Source organism: uncultured Rossellomorea sp., assembly GCF_947488365.1.
Classification (GTDB): Bacteria; Bacillota; Bacilli; order Bacillales; family Bacillaceae_B; genus Rossellomorea.
In genome coordinates this window covers 1,306,976-1,323,414 of record NZ_CANKZT010000001.1, presented here as the reverse complement: position 1 = coordinate 1,323,414, position 16,439 = coordinate 1,306,976, and the positions used below count along the sequence as shown (strand labels likewise).

The window sequence follows — 16,439 nt, the reverse complement described above, 5'->3', positions numbered from 1 at the left end:
GTAAAGGGAAGAGGACTGTCAATCATTTTTTAAAAATCTGTGAAGGTGCTATTTTCCAGTAATTGAGGACTTTTACAACGCTTTTGGTTTCTCAAAAGGGGAAAAAGGGTTTATTATATATAATAAGGATAAATATTGTTAACATGTCTTAAACTCCGTTGACACACCTTAAAGACAGGTGTATCTTAAAATAAGTTTGAATATCGTACGTGATTTTGTTTGGGGGAATTCAATTGGTTACCATTCATAAAACCAATATTGAAAAAGCATATGATACAGCCAAAATGAAGGCTAAACAATTACATCACCCCGTCCTTCTCAGCATAGTGGAGGAAGTCGATGCAGTCGATCCTCTTTCTTTTTATTATGGAGGAAGCTCTTTTGTTGGTGAGCGTTTTCTATGGAAGGACCGTGATCATACCATCTCGCTAGTAGGGATTGGAGCGGCTCATATATTGTCTACAAATGAGATTGAAGAACGATTTTTTACGGTTGAGAATGAGTGGAAGCGCTTAATTGTAGAGTCTGTCGTTGTCACTGGGGAAGAAATTGCAGGCACAGGACCTTTGTTATTTGGCGGCTTTAGCTTTGATCCGCTTAAATCTATCGGAGAAGAGTGGAGGCAATTCTCGAACGGTACGTTTCAATTACCTATGTTTATGCTGACAAAGCCGGGAAAAACCAATTATTTAACGGTGAATTTCATTTGTCATCCGGATGAGGAAGAATCATTATTCTATGATTGCATAAGAATCAAGGATGAACTTCTTGCCAATGCAAGGATGCCTATTATTCCTGAACAGCCCCAATGGCTGCAAAATAGGGATATGAAGCCTGAAGAATGGAAGGATTCTGTTCAAAATGTGGTGAATCGTTTAAAGCAGGGTGAAATGGATAAGGTAGTGCTTGCCAGAAAATGTGAAGTGTCGTTTGATACCCAAGTGTCATCTGATTTTGTATTGGATAATTTGTGGAAGCAGCAGCCGGACAGCTTTGTCTTCAGCTTTGAGAGGGAAGATAGCTGCTTTATCGGAGCTACGCCCGAACGCCTCGTGAAGAAATCGGGAGAAGAAATTCTTTCCACCTGTTTAGCAGGATCGATTGCCCGCGGGGAATCGTTGGAAAGTGATGAGAAGCTGGGCGAAGAGCTCCTGCTGGATGAAAAGAACCGTTATGAGCACCAGCTCGTGGTGGAGAGCATTCAAGACGCTCTTACACCTTTTTGTGAAACATTGACGATTCCGTCTTCGCCTCAACTGATGAAGCTGAAAGACATTCAGCATTTATATACTCCTGTCATTGGACAGGCGTCTGAACATACATCTCTTATCAATCTGGTGGAAAAATTACATCCAACCCCTGCATTAGGCGGGGTACCAAGGGATAAGGCATTGCATGTGATCAGAGAAGAGGAAGCTATGGATCGTGGTTTGTATGCGGGTCCTGTCGGCTGGATCGATGCCTATGGAAATGGTGAGTATGCCGTTGCCCTTCGATCAGGTCTACTTCAGAAGGATAAGGCTTATTTATATGCAGGGTGCGGAATAGTGGCAGATTCTCAGCCGGAAAGTGAATTTAGAGAAACACAAATGAAATTTCGACCGATGCTAAGGGCATTAGGGGGAAACATAAATGATTGATGAACATCAGCAGCATTTAACACATTATTTAGCGGCATTTATTGAAGAATTAGTTGGAAATGGAGTAGACGAAGTAGTCATTAGCCCTGGCTCTCGATCTACTCCTTTGGCGTTATTATTCGCCCATCATCCAGAGGTAAAGACGTACATTAACGTAGATGAACGTTCTGCTGCGTTCTTTGCTTTAGGGGTTGCGAAGGCAAAGAAAAAGCCGGTAGCCATCCTCTGTACATCCGGAACGGCAGCAGCCAATTATTATCCAGCGATTATTGAAGCCCGCTACGCGAAAGTGCCGTTGATCGTGCTGACGGCTGATCGTCCCCATGAGCTGCGGGAGGTAGGTGCCCCGCAAGCGATTGATCAGCTGGATCTATATGGGAAACACGTAAAATGGACAGTGGATATGGCATTGCCGGAGAATAGTCCGTCCATGCTTGAATATGCAAGATCGTCAGCATCCAGAGGAATAGGACTTTCACTAGCAGAACCGAGAGGACCCGTTCACTTTAATTTTCCATTTAGAGAACCGTTAATTCCTGATTTAAAGGGCGTATCTTATTCAACAGGTTCACAGATGAAAAGGGTCCTCCACGGAGAAAGGAGCCTTTCCCACTCAATCTCTCAAGAGCTTCAAGGGATACTCAGAAATAAAGAGAGAGGTCTGATTGTATGCGGACCGGGCCTGAATAGTGATTCGATTGATTCCATCGTTGCCTTTAGTGAGAAACTCGGTTTTCCCATCGCAGCGGACCCCCTCTCCCAGATGAGAAGCGGTTCTCATTCGAAGGCACATATTATCGATACCTATGATACGTTCCTGAAGATTGATGAAGTGAAGAAGAGCCTGCACCCTGAAATCGTGATCCGTTTCGGTGCCATGCCTGTTTCAAAGCCTCTCATGTTGTTTTTGAAAGGTCTTTCTGAAATGCCATACTGGATCGTGAGTCCGGGGGAAGAATGGCAGGATCCCATTGCAAAAGGGACGGAATATATCTATTGTGATGAGAGCCAATTCTGTCAAAGCATGATCAATGAAGAAAGCCGTGTTTTTTCTAAAAAGTGGATCAATCACTGGAAGAATGTGAACCATTCTACAAAGGAACTCCTTCTAAAAGGTCATTTGTCATGGGATGAAGGAATGGCAGTAAGTGAACTTATTCAACACCTGCCTGAAAAATCAAATGTATTTGTAAGCAACAGCATGCCGATACGGGACATCGATACATTTTTCTTTAGTAATGATCGGTCAATCGGTATCTATGCCAATCGGGGAGCGAACGGAATTGACGGCGTGGTGTCGACAGCACTTGGGATGAGCACAAGCTCAGAATCCATGTATCTTTTGATAGGTGATCTTGCTTTCTTCCACGATTTAAACGGCCTCCTCGTCGGTAAGAAATACAAGCTTAATCTGACCGTTGTGGTCCTTAATAATAATGGTGGGGGAATCTTTTCTTATCTTCCGCAGGCGGGTGAAGGTGAATACTTTGAAGAGCTGTTCGGCACGCCAATGGATCTGGATTTTTCCCATGCGGCCAAGCTTTACGAAGCCGGTTATTTCCGAGTGGAATCAGAAGAAGAATTTGCTTTTGCTGTTGAGGAAGCAAAGCATAAAAACGGCTTGAAAATCATTGAAGTAATGACGAACCGTGAAGAAAATGTAGCAAATCATCGTAATTTGTGGAATTTTGTTTCCCGGGAAATGGTGAAGAAATGTAAGGGTGAAAATCATTGATCCTGCAAGTGAATGATATTCGCTATTTTGTAGAAGTTAAAGGAGAAGGAGAGCCTTTGGTTTTTCTTCATGGCTTTACCGGGGATACGACGACATGGTCAAAAATCACCGATCAATTATCTTCCACCTATAGGTGTGTAAGCATTGATTTGATTGGTCATGGCCGCACAGAAGCACCTGAGGATTTCTCAAGGTATACAATGGATCGTGTATCCAATGATCTTGATTCCATTTTGTCTGCACTTGAAATAGAGCAGGCGGTCTTGATCGGCTATTCAATGGGAGGCCGGACAGCCCTTCACTTCGCCATGAGCTACCCTCAAAAGGTGAAGTCCCTGATTCTTGAGAGTGCCTCTCCCGGATTGAAAACGGGTGAAGAAAGAGTGGAACGGCGGAAAAAAGACCACGCATTAGCCGAAAGGATCATGAGAGAAGGAATGGAAGACTTTGTCGACTTTTGGGAAGAGATCCCGTTGTTTGCTTCTCAAAAAAGACTTACTGATAATGAGCGTGCCGAGATTCGGCAGCAGCGCCTGGGTCAGTCCCCATTAGGCTTATCCAATAGCTTAAAAGGAATGGGGACAGGGGCTCAAGACTCATGGTGGGACAAGCTGGGCGAGCTTTCTATACCAGTCCATTTACTTGTCGGAGAGCTGGATCAGAAGTTTGTTCATATCGCAAAAGAAATGAAAAACCTCAATCCGGACTTTCAAATCATGACAATTTCTAACACAGGTCATGCAATTCATGTGGAAGAACCGCGAAAGTTTGGTACAATAATAGAGGATCTACTGTTAACTACATAAAGGAGGAACAAACCAATGGCTTTTGAATGGGTTTCAGAAAGAAACTACGAAGATATTTTGTACGAAACATATAATGGAATTGCAAAGATCACGATCAATCGACCAGAAGTTCGCAACGCTTTTCGTCCTAAAACTGTAATGGAATTAATCGATGCATTTGCTTATGCACGTGATGATTCTAAGGTTGGTGTCATCGTTTTAACAGGTGCCGGTGAGAAGGCATTCTGTTCGGGCGGAGACCAAAGAGTGCGCGGACATGGCGGTTACGTCGGGGAAGATGAAATTCCACGATTGAATGTATTGGATTTACAACGTCTGATCCGCGTGATCCCTAAGCCAGTCATTGCAATGGTAGCAGGTTATGCCATCGGAGGAGGACACGTCCTTCACGTAGTGTGTGATATTACGATTGCTGCTGACAACGCGATCTTCGGACAAACAGGTCCTAAAGTAGGAAGCTTTGATGCCGGATACGGTGCAGGATATCTTGCACGCATCGTCGGTCATAAGAAAGCGAAAGAAATCTGGTACCTATGCCGTCAGTACAACGCACAGGAAGCGCTTGAAATGGGACTTGTCAATACAGTTGTTCCATATGAGCAGCTTGAAGCGGAAACAGTTCAGTGGGCTTCAGAGATGCTTGAAAAAAGTCCGACTGCCCTTCGTTTCTTAAAGGCTTCATTCAACGCAGATACAGATGGATTGGCAGGTCTGCAGCAGCTTGCAGGTGACGCTACCCTTCTATACTACACAACGGAAGAAGCCAAAGAAGGTCGCGACGCATTCAAAGAAAAGCGTAAACCAGACTTTGGACAATTCCCTCGTTTCCCTTGATCTAAGGTGGCCTGATGAATCTTTGCTGATTCATCGGGCTTTTTTAAATGAAGATTTACTGAATACACATTCTGTTCTTGGTTTTTCTTATTGTTCACAATTTGGCACAAGTTTTGTGGGAGTCGGCACAACAAAAGCCAAAAGTGGCACAACAAAGTCCAGAAGTTACAGAACAAAGCTCAGAAGTGCCGTAACAATGAACAAAAGATCCAATAAAGCTCTGTAACGAAAGACGGTAAAGAGCACAAACAAGAAAGGAATGGAGAATGACAGGATGACTACACAGCAATTGCCTAACTGGCTAAAACAAAGAGCGTTCTTAACCCCTGATCGGATGGCACTAAGTAATGGTGATGTGGAATATACTTTCGGAGAGCTCTGGGATAAAGCAATTCATATAGGCGAACAGCTTCATACAGTAGTGAAATCTTCCACCCATCCCTTTGTGGGACTCATGATTAAAAATAAAGTGGAATCTGTGTTGGTTATCCATGCCATTCAACAGCTGGGATTCACGACGGTTTTATTAAACAACAAACTGAGTTCGAATGAATTATCTTTTCAAATACAGGATATGGAGTTAACAACGGTCATTTATGAAGATGAGTTTGAGGATAAGTTGTCTTTTTTAGGGGATCACGTTGATGGGGTCCCATTCTCTCAGTTGTTTCAAACACCACCTACAAGCTTTAAAGTGAAGGATTATTTTCAGTTAGACCAAGCATGCTCGGTTATGTATACCTCTGGTACGACCGGAGCCCCAAAAGGAGTCCTTCAATCGTACGGAAACCATTGGTGGAGTGCCATTGGTTCTTCCTTGAACCTGGGAATAAGTGAAAATGATGCCTGGCTTTGCTCGGTTCCTCTCTTTCATATAAGCGGGTATTCGATCCTTATGAGAAGTGTCATTTATGGGATGAAGGTACGACTGTTTGAAACCTTCGACGTCGAGAGCATCAATCAGGAGCTTGAAAGTGGAAGGGTTACGATCATGTCGGTTGTAAGCAATATGCTTCAGCGTTTGATGAAAGATTCAGGGAGTCGAACGTATCACCCGAATTTCCGCTGCATGCTGTTAGGCGGCGGACCTGCACCACTTTCTTTACTTCAGGCTTGTAAGGATAAGGGAGTGCCCGTCTTTCAAACGTATGGAATGACTGAAACGGCTTCACAAATCGTGACATTATCACCTGAATATAGTATGAAGAAGCTGGGTTCCGCCGGGAAGCCCCTCTTTCCTTCAGAATTAAGAATCAAGAATGAAAAAGGTGCAGCTCGAGCAAATCAAGAGGGTGAAATCCTGGTAAAAGGCCCGAATGTAACGAACGGGTATTATCGAAGAGAGGAAGCCAATGCGAAAAGTTTTGAAGATGGCTGGTTCCATACAGGGGATATCGGTTATGTAGATGAAGAGGGGTTCTTATTTGTACTGGACCGGCGATCAGACCTCATCATTTCCGGGGGGGAAAATGTGTATCCTGCGGAAATTGAAAGTGTGCTGTTGGGCTGTGACGGAGTAGAGGATGCCGGGGTGGCTGGAATTCCAAATGACACATGGGGACAAATTCCCTGTGCGTTTATCGTTAAAAAAGAGCATCTTACAAAAGAAGAGATCTTAAACTACTGCTCCGATCATCTGGCATCATATAAACAGCCGAAAAAAATAATCTTTGTAGATGAGTTACCACGAAATGCCTCGAACAAACTGCTGAGAAGGGTGTTACGGGAGCAGTGGGAGAGGGGACTGTATGTCGATGAAGATTAAATCCATTACGCTTCACATCCTATCGATGCCATTGAAAAAGCCCTTTGTGACCCATCTGCAAACCGTTGAAAAACGGGAAGGGATCATCGTTGAGATTCAGGATGCCGACGGATTGATTGGGCTGGGAGAGGGAGTTGCTTTTTCCACACCGTGGTATACAGAAGAAACTGTGAAAACATCCTATCATATGATCAAAGATGTATTAATTCCTTTAATGAACAGCGACCCGTTTGAACACCCTAAAGAAATCGGAAAGAGATTCGCAGCCGTTCGGGGAAATTCAATGGCGAAGGCTGCACTTGAAATGGCTTTATGGGATCTCTATGCAAGGCAGCAGAACGTTCCTCTCTGGGAGATGATCGGGGGGACACGTTCTGAAATTCTTGCCGGCGCCGTTGTGGGGTCCAACTCAGTGAAAGAAATGATCCATTCGGCTGAAGATCTTGTGCAGGAAGGGTATCAACGCATAAAGCTGAAAATCTCTCCTGGAGCGGATGTGGAGATTGTGAAAGAGTTGAGGGACCATTTTCCTTCGCTTTCTCTTCTGGCAGATGCGAACTCAGCTTATTCCCTTGAAGACAAAAGCCGGCTTCAAGCACTAGATGAGTTTGGTCTGGAGATGATCGAACAGCCTTTGGGAGTTAATGATTTAGTGGAGCACTCTCTTTTGCAAAAAGAGCTGTCGACTCCGATTTGTTTGGATGAAAGTATCGTAACCCCTCATGATATGAAAAGTGCCATCTATTTAAATAGTTGCGGAGTGGTCAATATCAAGCTTGGCAGAGTCGGAGGTTACACAAGTGCTTTGGAAATCTACCGGTTGTGCCAGGAGAATCACATCAATGTATGGTGCGGAGGCATGATCGAGTTTGGGGTTTCCCGGGCTCATAATCTGGCCCTTGCCACTCTCGAGGGATTCTCGATTCCGGGGGATATTTCTTCCTCCTGGAAATATTGGGAAGAAGATATCATTTCTTCTCCTATCGTCGTGAAAAATGGTAGGGCGGAACGTTTGGATGGTCCGGGGATAGGTGTGGAGTTGAATAAAAAACGGTTGAGTGAAGTGACCACGTATAGAGAAAAGTTTAACGCATAATTGTCTTTCCAATGGTAATTATTTATACTTGACCTATCACGAATATCTGAATTATCAATTTTCAGGAGGAGGAAATATGAAACTAGGTGCATTTTCTGTAAGCTTAAGTGTGAAAGACATTCATAAATCAAAAGCATTTTATGAAAAACTTGGATTTCAAACTTTGGGAGGGGAAATTGCCCAAAATTGGCTTATCATGAAGAATGGAACTACTGTAATCGGTCTGTTCGAAGGTATGTTTGAGAAGAACCTCCTGACCTTTAATCCAGGATGGGATCAAAATGCCGAAAATCTCGAATCGTTTACGGACATTCGGGACCTTCAAAAACAGCTGAAAGAACAAGGTGTAAAAATGTTGACTGAAGCAGATGAATCAGGCGAAGGTCCTGCAAGTTTCACGATTGAAGATCCTGATGGCAATCCGATTCTTGTAGATCAACACAGATAAAAAGAAGGTTGAAAAGGAAAAGCTCAGAGCTGAATCTGAGCTTTTCTTGTTTCTTATGTTTATTAAAAAGGGTTCGTCGCCCACTGAAGAGACTGCTTGATAAAGATACGCGGGTGTAATTTCAGCTGAGAAACCATATGTTCCGCTAAATCCTCGGGCTGCATGTATTTCTCTTTGTCCGCTTCATCGAGCTTATCCCCAAAGGTAAGATCCGTTGCCACGAGGCTTGGGTTCAGAGTCATGACACGGATATTATGTGGACGGACTTCCTGCATCAACGCTTCTGTCATCCCTTGAACGGCAAATTTCGATCCACTGTAAGCCGTGCTTTTTGCCGTGCCTTTCAATCCGCTGCTGGAAGAAATATTGATGATGTCCCCGCGGTTTTTCTCGATAAGTTGAGGCAGGACGGCACGCGTCACATGATACGTTCCAAATACGTTGACTTCAAAGGTTTTCTTCCAATCTGCCGGATCGATTTCCAGAAAAGAGCCGTACGTTCCGATACCGGCATTGTTGATCAGGATATCGGTTGGACCGAGTTCATTTTTCAGTTTCGAAATGGCTTCATCCACTTGCTCCATATCTGAGATATCAGCTACTGCGACACTGGCTTTCACACCCAGTGATCTTGCTTCTTCCGCCACATTTTCCAGTGTACTTTCTGTCCGGGCGATCAAGCCGACATGAACACCTTCTCGGGCTAGCTCCAATGCTGTTGCCTTTCCGATTCCCCGGGCAGCACCCGTAATATAAGCGATTTTACCTTTAATTGATTGTGCCACTATGGATCATCCTTTCAAATCTAATTTCTACCGTTAGTGTAAGGCCAGGGGAATGGATAAGCAAATGATAAGAGAAATAGCTCCGAGAGTCTCGGAGCTATAGTGCAGTCATTCACTTTTTTGCCTCAAATATCGTTTATCATTCATAAACAAGCTCCAAAAGTAGACAAAACCAGGAAACAGGATGATGAATCCGACAATATAGGTGATGAACACAGCCTTAAACGAGTTGGGATCCGTGAATCCGGACTGGATCGTGACTTCCGGGTAGATGATATAGGGCAGGTGGGCTTTACCGTATACATAGCTTGCCAGAACATATTGAAATGTCACGGCGATGACTGCCACACGGGGCATTCCCTTCATGCCCTCTTTATTGGTGGGTAGAAATAATGCTCCCCCGGCAACCAGGAACCCGATTAAGGAGAGCCATAACAAATTCTGGTCTTCCATCATTCTATCATATATCCATGACGCTTCATTCTTCATGGTGAACATAATGAGGAACGCCATAATGACAGAGATTGGACCGATGATCATCGCATCCCGCCGATACACTTTAAAGGCTTCAAATTCCTTAGAAGCTTTTGAGTAGTCAGCAAGAAGCAAGGATGAAAGAAATAACGTACTGGCAACGGCAAATCCGAAGAAGGCATATTCATGTGGACTCGTAAACAGCTTCCCGAGAAGAAGCGTTTGTCCGTCTTCAAAATCGATGTAAGGTCCGTGAGAGATGGGAAGTACGCTGATGAGCAGACCTGGAATCAACAATCCTGTAATCCCTGTCACATAGGTCAATGGCTTTCTGTAATCATCTGCCACGTGAGAGAATACCAGAAATGCACTTCGAAGAGCCAGAAGCAGCAGGATTAAACTTCCAGGGACGAGCAGCACCGTTCCTAATGAATAGGCTGCACCTGGAAACATACTATACACTGCCACTACCAGGGCAACAATGAATGTATTCGTCACCTCCCAGGTTGGCGACAGATACCGGTTGGCGATATTGGTGGCTTTTGTCTTGTCATGATTAATGTAGATCATCGACCAAAAGCCGGCCCCGAAATCCATCGTTGCCATGACGGCATAAATAAAGACGAACCCCCATAGTATCGTGATGGCAATCAATGCTTGTGTCATAACTTCACCTCCCATTATTGCTGTTTATGTGGATAGAGGAATATCCTTATTCTTTCCTTCCGCTTTGTTGATGTCTTTTTCAGGCGGATTCCGTTTGAAGTAATACAAGAGAACAAGAACCACGGACACGGCTAAAATCGCATAAACCGAAACGAACAGAACGAACAGAACGGCTAAGTTTCCCGTCGTGGTAACCGAATCCTCTGTACTCAGGATGCGGTAAATCGTCCAAGGCTGACGGCCGGTACAAGCGAAAATCCATCCGAATTCGATAGCTAAGATCGATAGGGGGCCACCGGCTACAAACGACCACATCAACCACTTAGGGAACCGGTCTTTTTTCAATAATTTGTTCCATACGTAGGCAATGAGGGAAAGTAAAATGAGCAGGGAGCCGATTCCCACCATCGCGTTGAATAACGTATGAACGAAGAGAGGCGGCCAATATTCTTCAGGAAAGTCGTTTAAGCCGATGACCTCCGTATCGAAACTGTTTCCAGCAAGAAAACTAAGGGCCCAGGGGATCTCGATCCCCCATTTTACTTCCCTCTCTACAGGATCCGTGAAGCCTCCAATGGAAAGTGGTGCATGGGTTTGGGTTTCAAACAAGCCTTCAGCTGCAGCCAGTTTCTCAGGCTGATACTCATGAAGCATTTGAGCCGATTCATGTCCATTAATCGCTGTGAAGAAGGAGAAGACGCCCCCTACTAATAAACAAATCATGAGTGATTTTTGATGAAATTTATAAATCCTTGACCCAAATGAAGTTCGGAGCATCTTAAATGCAGAAACTGTAGCAATCGTGAACGATCCCACTACATAAGCAGATAAAGCAACATGCCCCGCCGTAACGAAAAAGCTTGGATTGAAGAAGGCTTTCCAAGGATCCACGTTGGTAATTTCTCCGTTCACCATTTCAAATCCGGCGGGTGTCCCTTCAAACGCATGCACATTCGTGATTAAAACAGCTGAAGCAAGTCCACCGATGGCGACCAGGACAAGACTCACGATTCTCATCCAGGGAGCGATCCGATTCGCCGCATATACATAAATAGACATAAATAACGCCTCAACAAAAAAGGCATAGATTTCGATTTGGAACGGCAGTGCCATCACCCGCCCGATAACCTCCATGAACCCGGGCCATAGGAGTGACAATTGAACACCTGCAATCGTCCCTGTCGGAATCCCTACCCCCAGCAGCACGGCGAAGGCCTTCGTCCAGCGTTTTGCCATCACGGAATAATCGAGATCGTTCGTCCGTTGATACATTATCTCTGCAACAAGAATCATTAACGGAATACCGACTCCAAGTGTGGCAAAAATGATATGAAAGGCCATTGTAGTACCAAACAAGGAACGAGCAATTACTAATTCATCCATTCTCATGTCTCCCTTACTAGTCTTTAACATTTCCTTATTGTCCACTTAATGGAAAATAATATTCATGATTTTTAGTAGGGGGAGAAAGTTTGATTGTTGATCTGGAATGCTGTTGGCGAATGTCGATTTTTTTAAGTTGATAATATAATAGGCAAAGTCGAAAATATATGGGGCAGAGTCGATAATATAATTGGAAAGTCGATAATTTATGAGGTAGAGTCGATAATATAATTGGGAAATCGATAATATATGGGACAGAGTCAATAATATAATCGGAAAGTCGATAATATTTGGGCCAAAGTCGATAATATAGCAGTAAATTTAATCGTATATTGGCTTATCGCTTTACGGGAATCGAAAATATATATGCAAAATGAAGCAGAGGGTTTGATTTGAAAATAAAATTGAAAATTTGAAAATAAATGGCTCGATTTTGAAAATAAAACTGGAAAATTGAAAATAAGTCGACCGAATTTGAAAATAAAATTGATATCGGCCTACTCCCGGAGCTAAAAACCCGTCGATAATTGCTAATATACTTGCTAATTTAACGATTAATCTTGAAAAGTACCTTTTTATAAAGATTTTTAATCGCAAAAACTAAAAAAGAACAGCTCGCCAGCTGCTCTTTCTCAAAATGTTCTATTGTAATGCCTGTTTTAAAGTCTCGATGTTCTTCTTCATGAGTGAAAAATAGTCTTCATCATTCTTTCTGTCTTCTTCCGTAAGTACAGAAAGGTTATGAAGGGTCAGGGCTTTTGCACCCAATTCGTTTTGTACGACTTCTGTGAGACGGGAAGAGACGTTTTGTTCAAAGAGGATGTATTGAACATTGTCTTCTTTTCCTTTTTCAATGATTTTCTTAAGTTCTTGCTGCGATGGCTCATCAGCCGTATTCAATCCGGCAATGGCTTCCTGGTGCAATCCGTATCGTTCTTCCCAATAGCTGTAAGCAGCATGAGAAACGTAGAAGGTTTTCTTTGGTGCATTTTCAGCCATGTCCTTAAATTCAGCGTCCAGCGCATCTAAATCTTTCGTTAAAGCATCGAGGTTTGCTTGAAAATCTTCCTTATGTTCCGGCATTTCTTCTGAAAGGGTATCTGCAATGGTTTTCGCCATTTCTTTAGAGTAGACCGGGTCTAACCATAGATGAGGATCAACGTCATGGTTGTGCTCATCCCCGTGATCGTCCCCGTGAGAGTCGCCATGTTCTTCGTGCTCTTCATGCTCTTCAGCACTTTCTTCACCATGATCTTCTTCATGTTTCAATTCAACATGTTCACTGGTCGGTACAACGACTACATCTTCGTTTTCCAGAATCGATTTCGATCCTTCAACGAATCCTTCAAGTCCCATTCCGATGTAGAAGAAAACATCTCCATCAGCCATTTTAATCATATCTTTTTGTGAAGGCTCAAACGTATGCTCATCGGCACCTGGAGGGTAAATGCTTTCCACATCCACATGTTCCCCACCGATTTTTTTCGTGAAATCCTCGAGTGGATACACAGTAGTGTAGACTTCCAATTTATCTTTCTTTCCAGCCTCTTCCTGCTCAGAAGTGGCTCCGCAAGCGGACAATACGAAAATCAATAATAAAAATAAACTCATACGAATATAGTTCAAGAGGAATCCTCCTTTAAATGAAATAATTTGATAACTGTAATGATTACGATTTAGCACAAAGGTTATTTTACTACCGTTATGGGGAATAAGCAAGATAAATGGATGAATTTTTATATTTTATCTTTTTAAAAAAAGAAAGACTACCTCCGGATAGGAGCTAGTCGGGATGATTCGTATTTTTAGATGGCCACTTTTCTGGCACGTAATCAATTCCACCAGGATGAAAGGGGTGGCATTTAAAAATCCGCTTTATTGTTAACCAGCCTCCGCGTATTGCACCGAACCGGCTCACTGCCTGCACGCCATAATGGGAACAGGTTGGATAGAACCGGCAAGTGGGAGGCTTGAGAGGAGAGATGACCCGCTGGTACACCTTGAATACAAGTAACAATAACCTTTTCATAACACGTCTCCTGATTGATTTTCTTTTACTATATCAGAACTGTGAAGAGGATAAAAATGTTTTTAACTGCTGTTCTTCCAATGTTCATCACAATCGGTTTTTCTTCCGTATATAAAAAATGTATCATTAAGAATTTCCAATTAGAAAATACAGGTATTTTTTTTAATTCGGATTAAGTTGATGAAATAACTATGAATTTACGTTATACTTATAACTAGAAACTAAATGGGAGTGATTTTAATGCCTTCAGTAGAAAGCTTTGAATTAGATCATAATGCAGTGAAAGCACCTTTTGTGAGACATTGCGGTGTCCATAAGGTAGGAAGCGACGGACTTATCAACAAGTTTGATATTCGTTTCTGCCAGCCGAACAAACAAGCGATGAAGCCTGATTCCATTCATACACTAGAGCATTTATTAGCCTTCACCATCCGTAAATACGCAGAGCCATATGCTCATTTCGATATTATTGATATTTCCCCGATGGGATGCCAGACTGGCTACTATCTGGTTGTTAGCGGAGAGCCGAAAGTGGAAGAAATCATCGGCCTTTTGAATGATACGATGAAAGAAGCGGTCGAGATAGAAGAAATTCCGGCAGCCAATGAAAAACAATGCGGCCAGGCGAAGCTCCATGATTTAGAAGGAGCAAAGAAATTGATGCGTTTCTGGCTTAGCCAAAGCAATGAAGAGCTAAAGCAGGTTTTTGCATAAGAACATTAAAAAAATCCACCGTTCAAATTAGAACGGTGGATTTTCTTTTATTTGTCTTGCTTTTCATCTTCTTGCTTCATCTTCTCCAAGTGAGGATTATCTTCAAGTGGATCTACTGTATGTTTAACCGCTGTATATGCTTTGGAAGTCGTAAGGGCACTTACGAATATCACTAAAATACATATAGCAACAGCAATGATCAGGACAAGAGTTACTGACATTACGCAACCCCCTTTTTTTCACTATTTTACCATAGAAGAATGGGATGGTCGTGGATAAATATCAACATTTTTATGACGGAAATGCTCAAGGTTTCAATTTCCCTATAGAAAAATTTGGTATGCTGATTAGTGCGAATGACTTTTTATTAGTATGTACAAGCTTTGATAGTCGAAACGAGGGGGATGTTACCAAGGATGTTTCGTCAATGATGGGTAAGCAGGTCGCTGAGCTTCAACGAACACTCAGTATGAATTTATTGAAAAGTCAGATGGCGACTCAAACGGCTCAAGCGACCGTAATGATGAAAGAAATGCAGGTCAGTCAGCCTGCACCGCATCCCGATCAAGGACATGTCCTTGATGTGAGGGGATGAAAAGGGAAGAAGCCTTGTTCCGGAAAAATTCGGATCAAGGCTTCTTCTTTCATTTGGAAAATGACTATACGATTGTCCAGCTCCGGCGGCTAGTCCCTCAAGGTCATTTCTGAAAAATCCCCAAAAGGCAAAGAACGCCTTCAGGGATTTCCCAGAAATGCTTGTCGGGCCTTAGCAAGCCGCCTCCGCTTTTCGATTAGTGAAGGCTCTTTTTCTCGAGTCTCACTCGTTCTTCGCTGTTGGACCATTTTTCTTTAAGTGTTTCGAATATGTATAAGCGGAAGAAGTATTGTAATTCTTCTGTTTCCATTTCTTGAATAAGTTCCAGGAGCTCGTTCCTGGAGGTATCTTCTAAGATTGTAAGGGCAATGAGGTCTAAGTCTTCGTCGGTACCTTTGATCCTTCCTCGGTACATTTCATAAATCTCTTCGATCAACTTCATGCGCTTCACCTCCCTTTCGTATCATTTTACCATGAACGTTTATGAATTTCTCTACATATTATGCTAGGACAACTCTTATTTGTCTTTACCCTTTATAAGACTAATTAACCACGAGATATAAATCGGTCTTTGCTCACTTTTGACATAAGGTGCTATAAAAGCCGGTGGAGTCCTGGCTTCACATTCACTTGTAACAAAGCCAACCATTAGGAAAAGGGGATGCTATATTTGGAAAAAAGTATGCTGTTCGTTGGATCGGGCCTGGGTGCAATGATTCTAAATTTATTTGGAGAATGGAATTCGCTGTTGACTATCTTGTTAATTGCCGTGATTCTGGATTATTTCACCGGGATGATTGCAAGTGGGATCGAAGGAGAGTTATCAAGCAAATCCGGTTTGAAAGGGATTGGCCGGAAAGTGCTGATTTTCGCTCTTGTCACGGTTGCCCACCTTATTGATACTATACTAACAAATCAACACTTTATTCGTAATGCGACGATTATTTTTTATTTATGTAATGAAATGATTTCAATCATTGAGAATGTAGGTAGAGCGGGAGTCCCCGTGCCGGAGTTTTTACGGAAAGCGGTAGAAGTGTTGAAGAAGAAATCGAAGTGAATAGAATTTCTTCAATTGAGGAAAATGAAGGATAAGTACAGTGAAGGAGTGGGAAGATGAACGAAGAACGACATGATTATTATATTGAAGTAGCCACTGGTGAAATTTCAAGAAGCTCGACAGATTCCGAATGGAACTTTAAGATATCTGCAACCGATGAAGAAATCACCCAGCTTCGGGAAGTGTTCGATTCCAATCACTCAGTCGATTGGCAGAATTTCTATCGGGCTCACGTACCCTATCTCCAGTATCATTTTGATCGCGAGAATGATGCGTATGATGAAAACTTGCATCTTGTGTATGAAATGATTCATAAATTGGGAGATGATGAAGCGAAGAAATTCATTGATAGTATAGGTATCCTGAATTCGCAACCTCATGAAAACCAGGAGTAATGACAAAAGTGTTG

18 protein-coding genes are annotated in these 16,439 nt (G+C 42.8%); 11 read left to right on the top strand and 7 right to left on the bottom strand.

Annotation, left to right across the window (positions count from 1 at the left end; all coding sequences use genetic code 11):
* Positions 1–233 precede the first annotated feature (233 nt).
* The 7 genes from Q1B03_RS06825 to Q1B03_RS06795 all read left to right on the top strand — a co-directional run bounded on the left by Q1B03_RS06825 (position 234) and on the right by Q1B03_RS06795 (position 8,324).
* Positions 234–1,640 carry an isochorismate synthase MenF gene (locus tag Q1B03_RS06825; protein ID WP_299739514.1) on the top strand — a complete coding sequence of 469 codons (1,407 nt, stop codon included), beginning with the start codon at positions 234–236 and terminating at the stop codon, positions 1,638–1,640.
* Positions 1,633–3,375: a 2-succinyl-5-enolpyruvyl-6-hydroxy-3-cyclohexene-1-carboxylic-acid synthase gene (gene menD / locus Q1B03_RS06820; RefSeq protein ID WP_299739512.1), complete on the top strand. Its 1,743-nt coding sequence runs from the start codon at positions 1,633–1,635 to the stop codon at positions 3,373–3,375. Before Q1B03_RS06825 ends, menD begins: the two co-directional genes overlap by 8 nt.
* A 2-nt stretch (positions 3,376–3,377) precedes the next feature.
* A complete protein-coding gene (menH, locus tag Q1B03_RS06815; RefSeq protein WP_299739696.1) occupies positions 3,378–4,181 on the top strand; it encodes a 2-succinyl-6-hydroxy-2,4-cyclohexadiene-1-carboxylate synthase in 804 nt (267 codons plus the stop codon).
* Positions 4,182–4,196: 15 nt separating this feature from the next.
* Entirely contained in the window at positions 4,197–5,015 is an 819-nt protein-coding gene (gene menB / locus Q1B03_RS06810; protein ID WP_044340358.1) for a 1,4-dihydroxy-2-naphthoyl-CoA synthase, read from the top strand.
* A 274-nt stretch (positions 5,016–5,289) separates the two neighbouring features.
* Positions 5,290–6,780 (top strand): o-succinylbenzoate--CoA ligase, encoded by a 1,491-nt coding sequence (locus Q1B03_RS06805; protein ID WP_299739507.1) that lies wholly within the window; start codon positions 5,290–5,292, stop codon positions 6,778–6,780.
* Positions 6,770–7,876, top strand: coding sequence for an o-succinylbenzoate synthase (gene menC, locus Q1B03_RS06800; RefSeq protein ID WP_299739694.1), 1,107 nt, complete (start codon positions 6,770–6,772; stop codon positions 7,874–7,876). Before Q1B03_RS06805 ends, menC begins: the two co-directional genes overlap by 11 nt.
* A gap of 76 nt (positions 7,877–7,952) precedes the next feature.
* Entirely contained in the window at positions 7,953–8,324 is a 372-nt protein-coding gene (locus Q1B03_RS06795; protein ID WP_299739505.1) for a VOC family protein, read from the top strand.
* Between the two features lie 62 nt (positions 8,325–8,386).
* Here Q1B03_RS06795 and Q1B03_RS06790 read toward each other — a convergent pair whose 3' ends face one another.
* The 5 genes from Q1B03_RS06790 to yidD form a co-directional block, all read right to left on the bottom strand.
* A complete protein-coding gene (locus tag Q1B03_RS06790; RefSeq protein ID WP_299739504.1) occupies positions 8,387–9,109 on the bottom strand; it encodes a 3-ketoacyl-ACP reductase in 723 nt (240 codons plus the stop codon).
* Positions 9,110–9,217: 108 nt separating this feature from the next.
* A complete protein-coding gene (locus tag Q1B03_RS06785) occupies positions 9,218–10,249 on the bottom strand; it encodes a cytochrome d ubiquinol oxidase subunit II (RefSeq protein WP_299739502.1) in 1,032 nt (343 codons plus the stop codon).
* A gap of 24 nt (positions 10,250–10,273) precedes the next feature.
* Positions 10,274–11,632, bottom strand: a complete 1,359-nt coding sequence (locus tag Q1B03_RS06780) for a cytochrome ubiquinol oxidase subunit I (RefSeq protein WP_282138950.1) — start codon at positions 11,630–11,632, stop codon at positions 10,274–10,276.
* A 642-nt stretch (positions 11,633–12,274) separates the two neighbouring features.
* A complete protein-coding gene (locus tag Q1B03_RS06775; RefSeq protein ID WP_299739692.1) occupies positions 12,275–13,243 on the bottom strand; it encodes a metal ABC transporter substrate-binding protein in 969 nt (322 codons plus the stop codon).
* Between the two features lie 172 nt (positions 13,244–13,415).
* Complete coding sequence (gene yidD, locus Q1B03_RS06770; protein WP_299739497.1) at positions 13,416–13,661, bottom strand: membrane protein insertion efficiency factor YidD; 246 nt, start codon at positions 13,659–13,661, stop codon at positions 13,416–13,418.
* A gap of 240 nt (positions 13,662–13,901) precedes the next feature.
* Between yidD and Q1B03_RS06765 the strand changes: the two genes are divergently transcribed.
* Positions 13,902–14,375 (top strand): S-ribosylhomocysteine lyase, encoded by a 474-nt coding sequence (locus Q1B03_RS06765; RefSeq protein WP_299739495.1) that lies wholly within the window; start codon positions 13,902–13,904, stop codon positions 14,373–14,375.
* A gap of 47 nt (positions 14,376–14,422) precedes the next feature.
* On the opposite strand, the gene ytzI is transcribed toward Q1B03_RS06765, so the two are convergent.
* Positions 14,423–14,596 carry a YtzI protein gene (gene ytzI, locus Q1B03_RS06760; RefSeq protein ID WP_299739493.1) on the bottom strand — a complete coding sequence of 58 codons (174 nt, stop codon included), beginning with the start codon at positions 14,594–14,596 and terminating at the stop codon, positions 14,423–14,425.
* Between the two features lie 50 nt (positions 14,597–14,646).
* On the opposite strand from ytzI, the gene Q1B03_RS06755 reads away from it, so the two are divergent.
* Positions 14,647–14,970, top strand: coding sequence for a hypothetical protein (locus Q1B03_RS06755; RefSeq protein ID WP_299739491.1), 324 nt, complete (start codon positions 14,647–14,649; stop codon positions 14,968–14,970).
* Positions 14,971–15,166: 196 nt separating this feature from the next.
* On the opposite strand, the gene Q1B03_RS06750 is transcribed toward Q1B03_RS06755, so the two are convergent.
* A complete protein-coding gene (locus Q1B03_RS06750; protein ID WP_044340349.1) occupies positions 15,167–15,412 on the bottom strand; it encodes a DUF6154 family protein in 246 nt (81 codons plus the stop codon).
* Between the two features lie 228 nt (positions 15,413–15,640).
* On the opposite strand from Q1B03_RS06750, the gene Q1B03_RS06745 reads away from it, so the two are divergent.
* Together Q1B03_RS06745 and Q1B03_RS06740 are read left to right on the top strand one after the other, a co-directional pair.
* Positions 15,641–16,030 carry a phage holin family protein gene (locus Q1B03_RS06745; protein WP_341356854.1) on the top strand — a complete coding sequence of 130 codons (390 nt, stop codon included), beginning with the start codon at positions 15,641–15,643 and terminating at the stop codon, positions 16,028–16,030.
* Positions 16,031–16,086: 56 nt separating this feature from the next.
* The gene (locus Q1B03_RS06740) at positions 16,087–16,425 is read left to right on the top strand and encodes a hydrolase (protein WP_299739484.1); all 339 of its coding nucleotides are present in this window, start codon (positions 16,087–16,089) and stop codon (positions 16,423–16,425) included.
* Positions 16,426–16,439 lie beyond the last annotated feature (14 nt).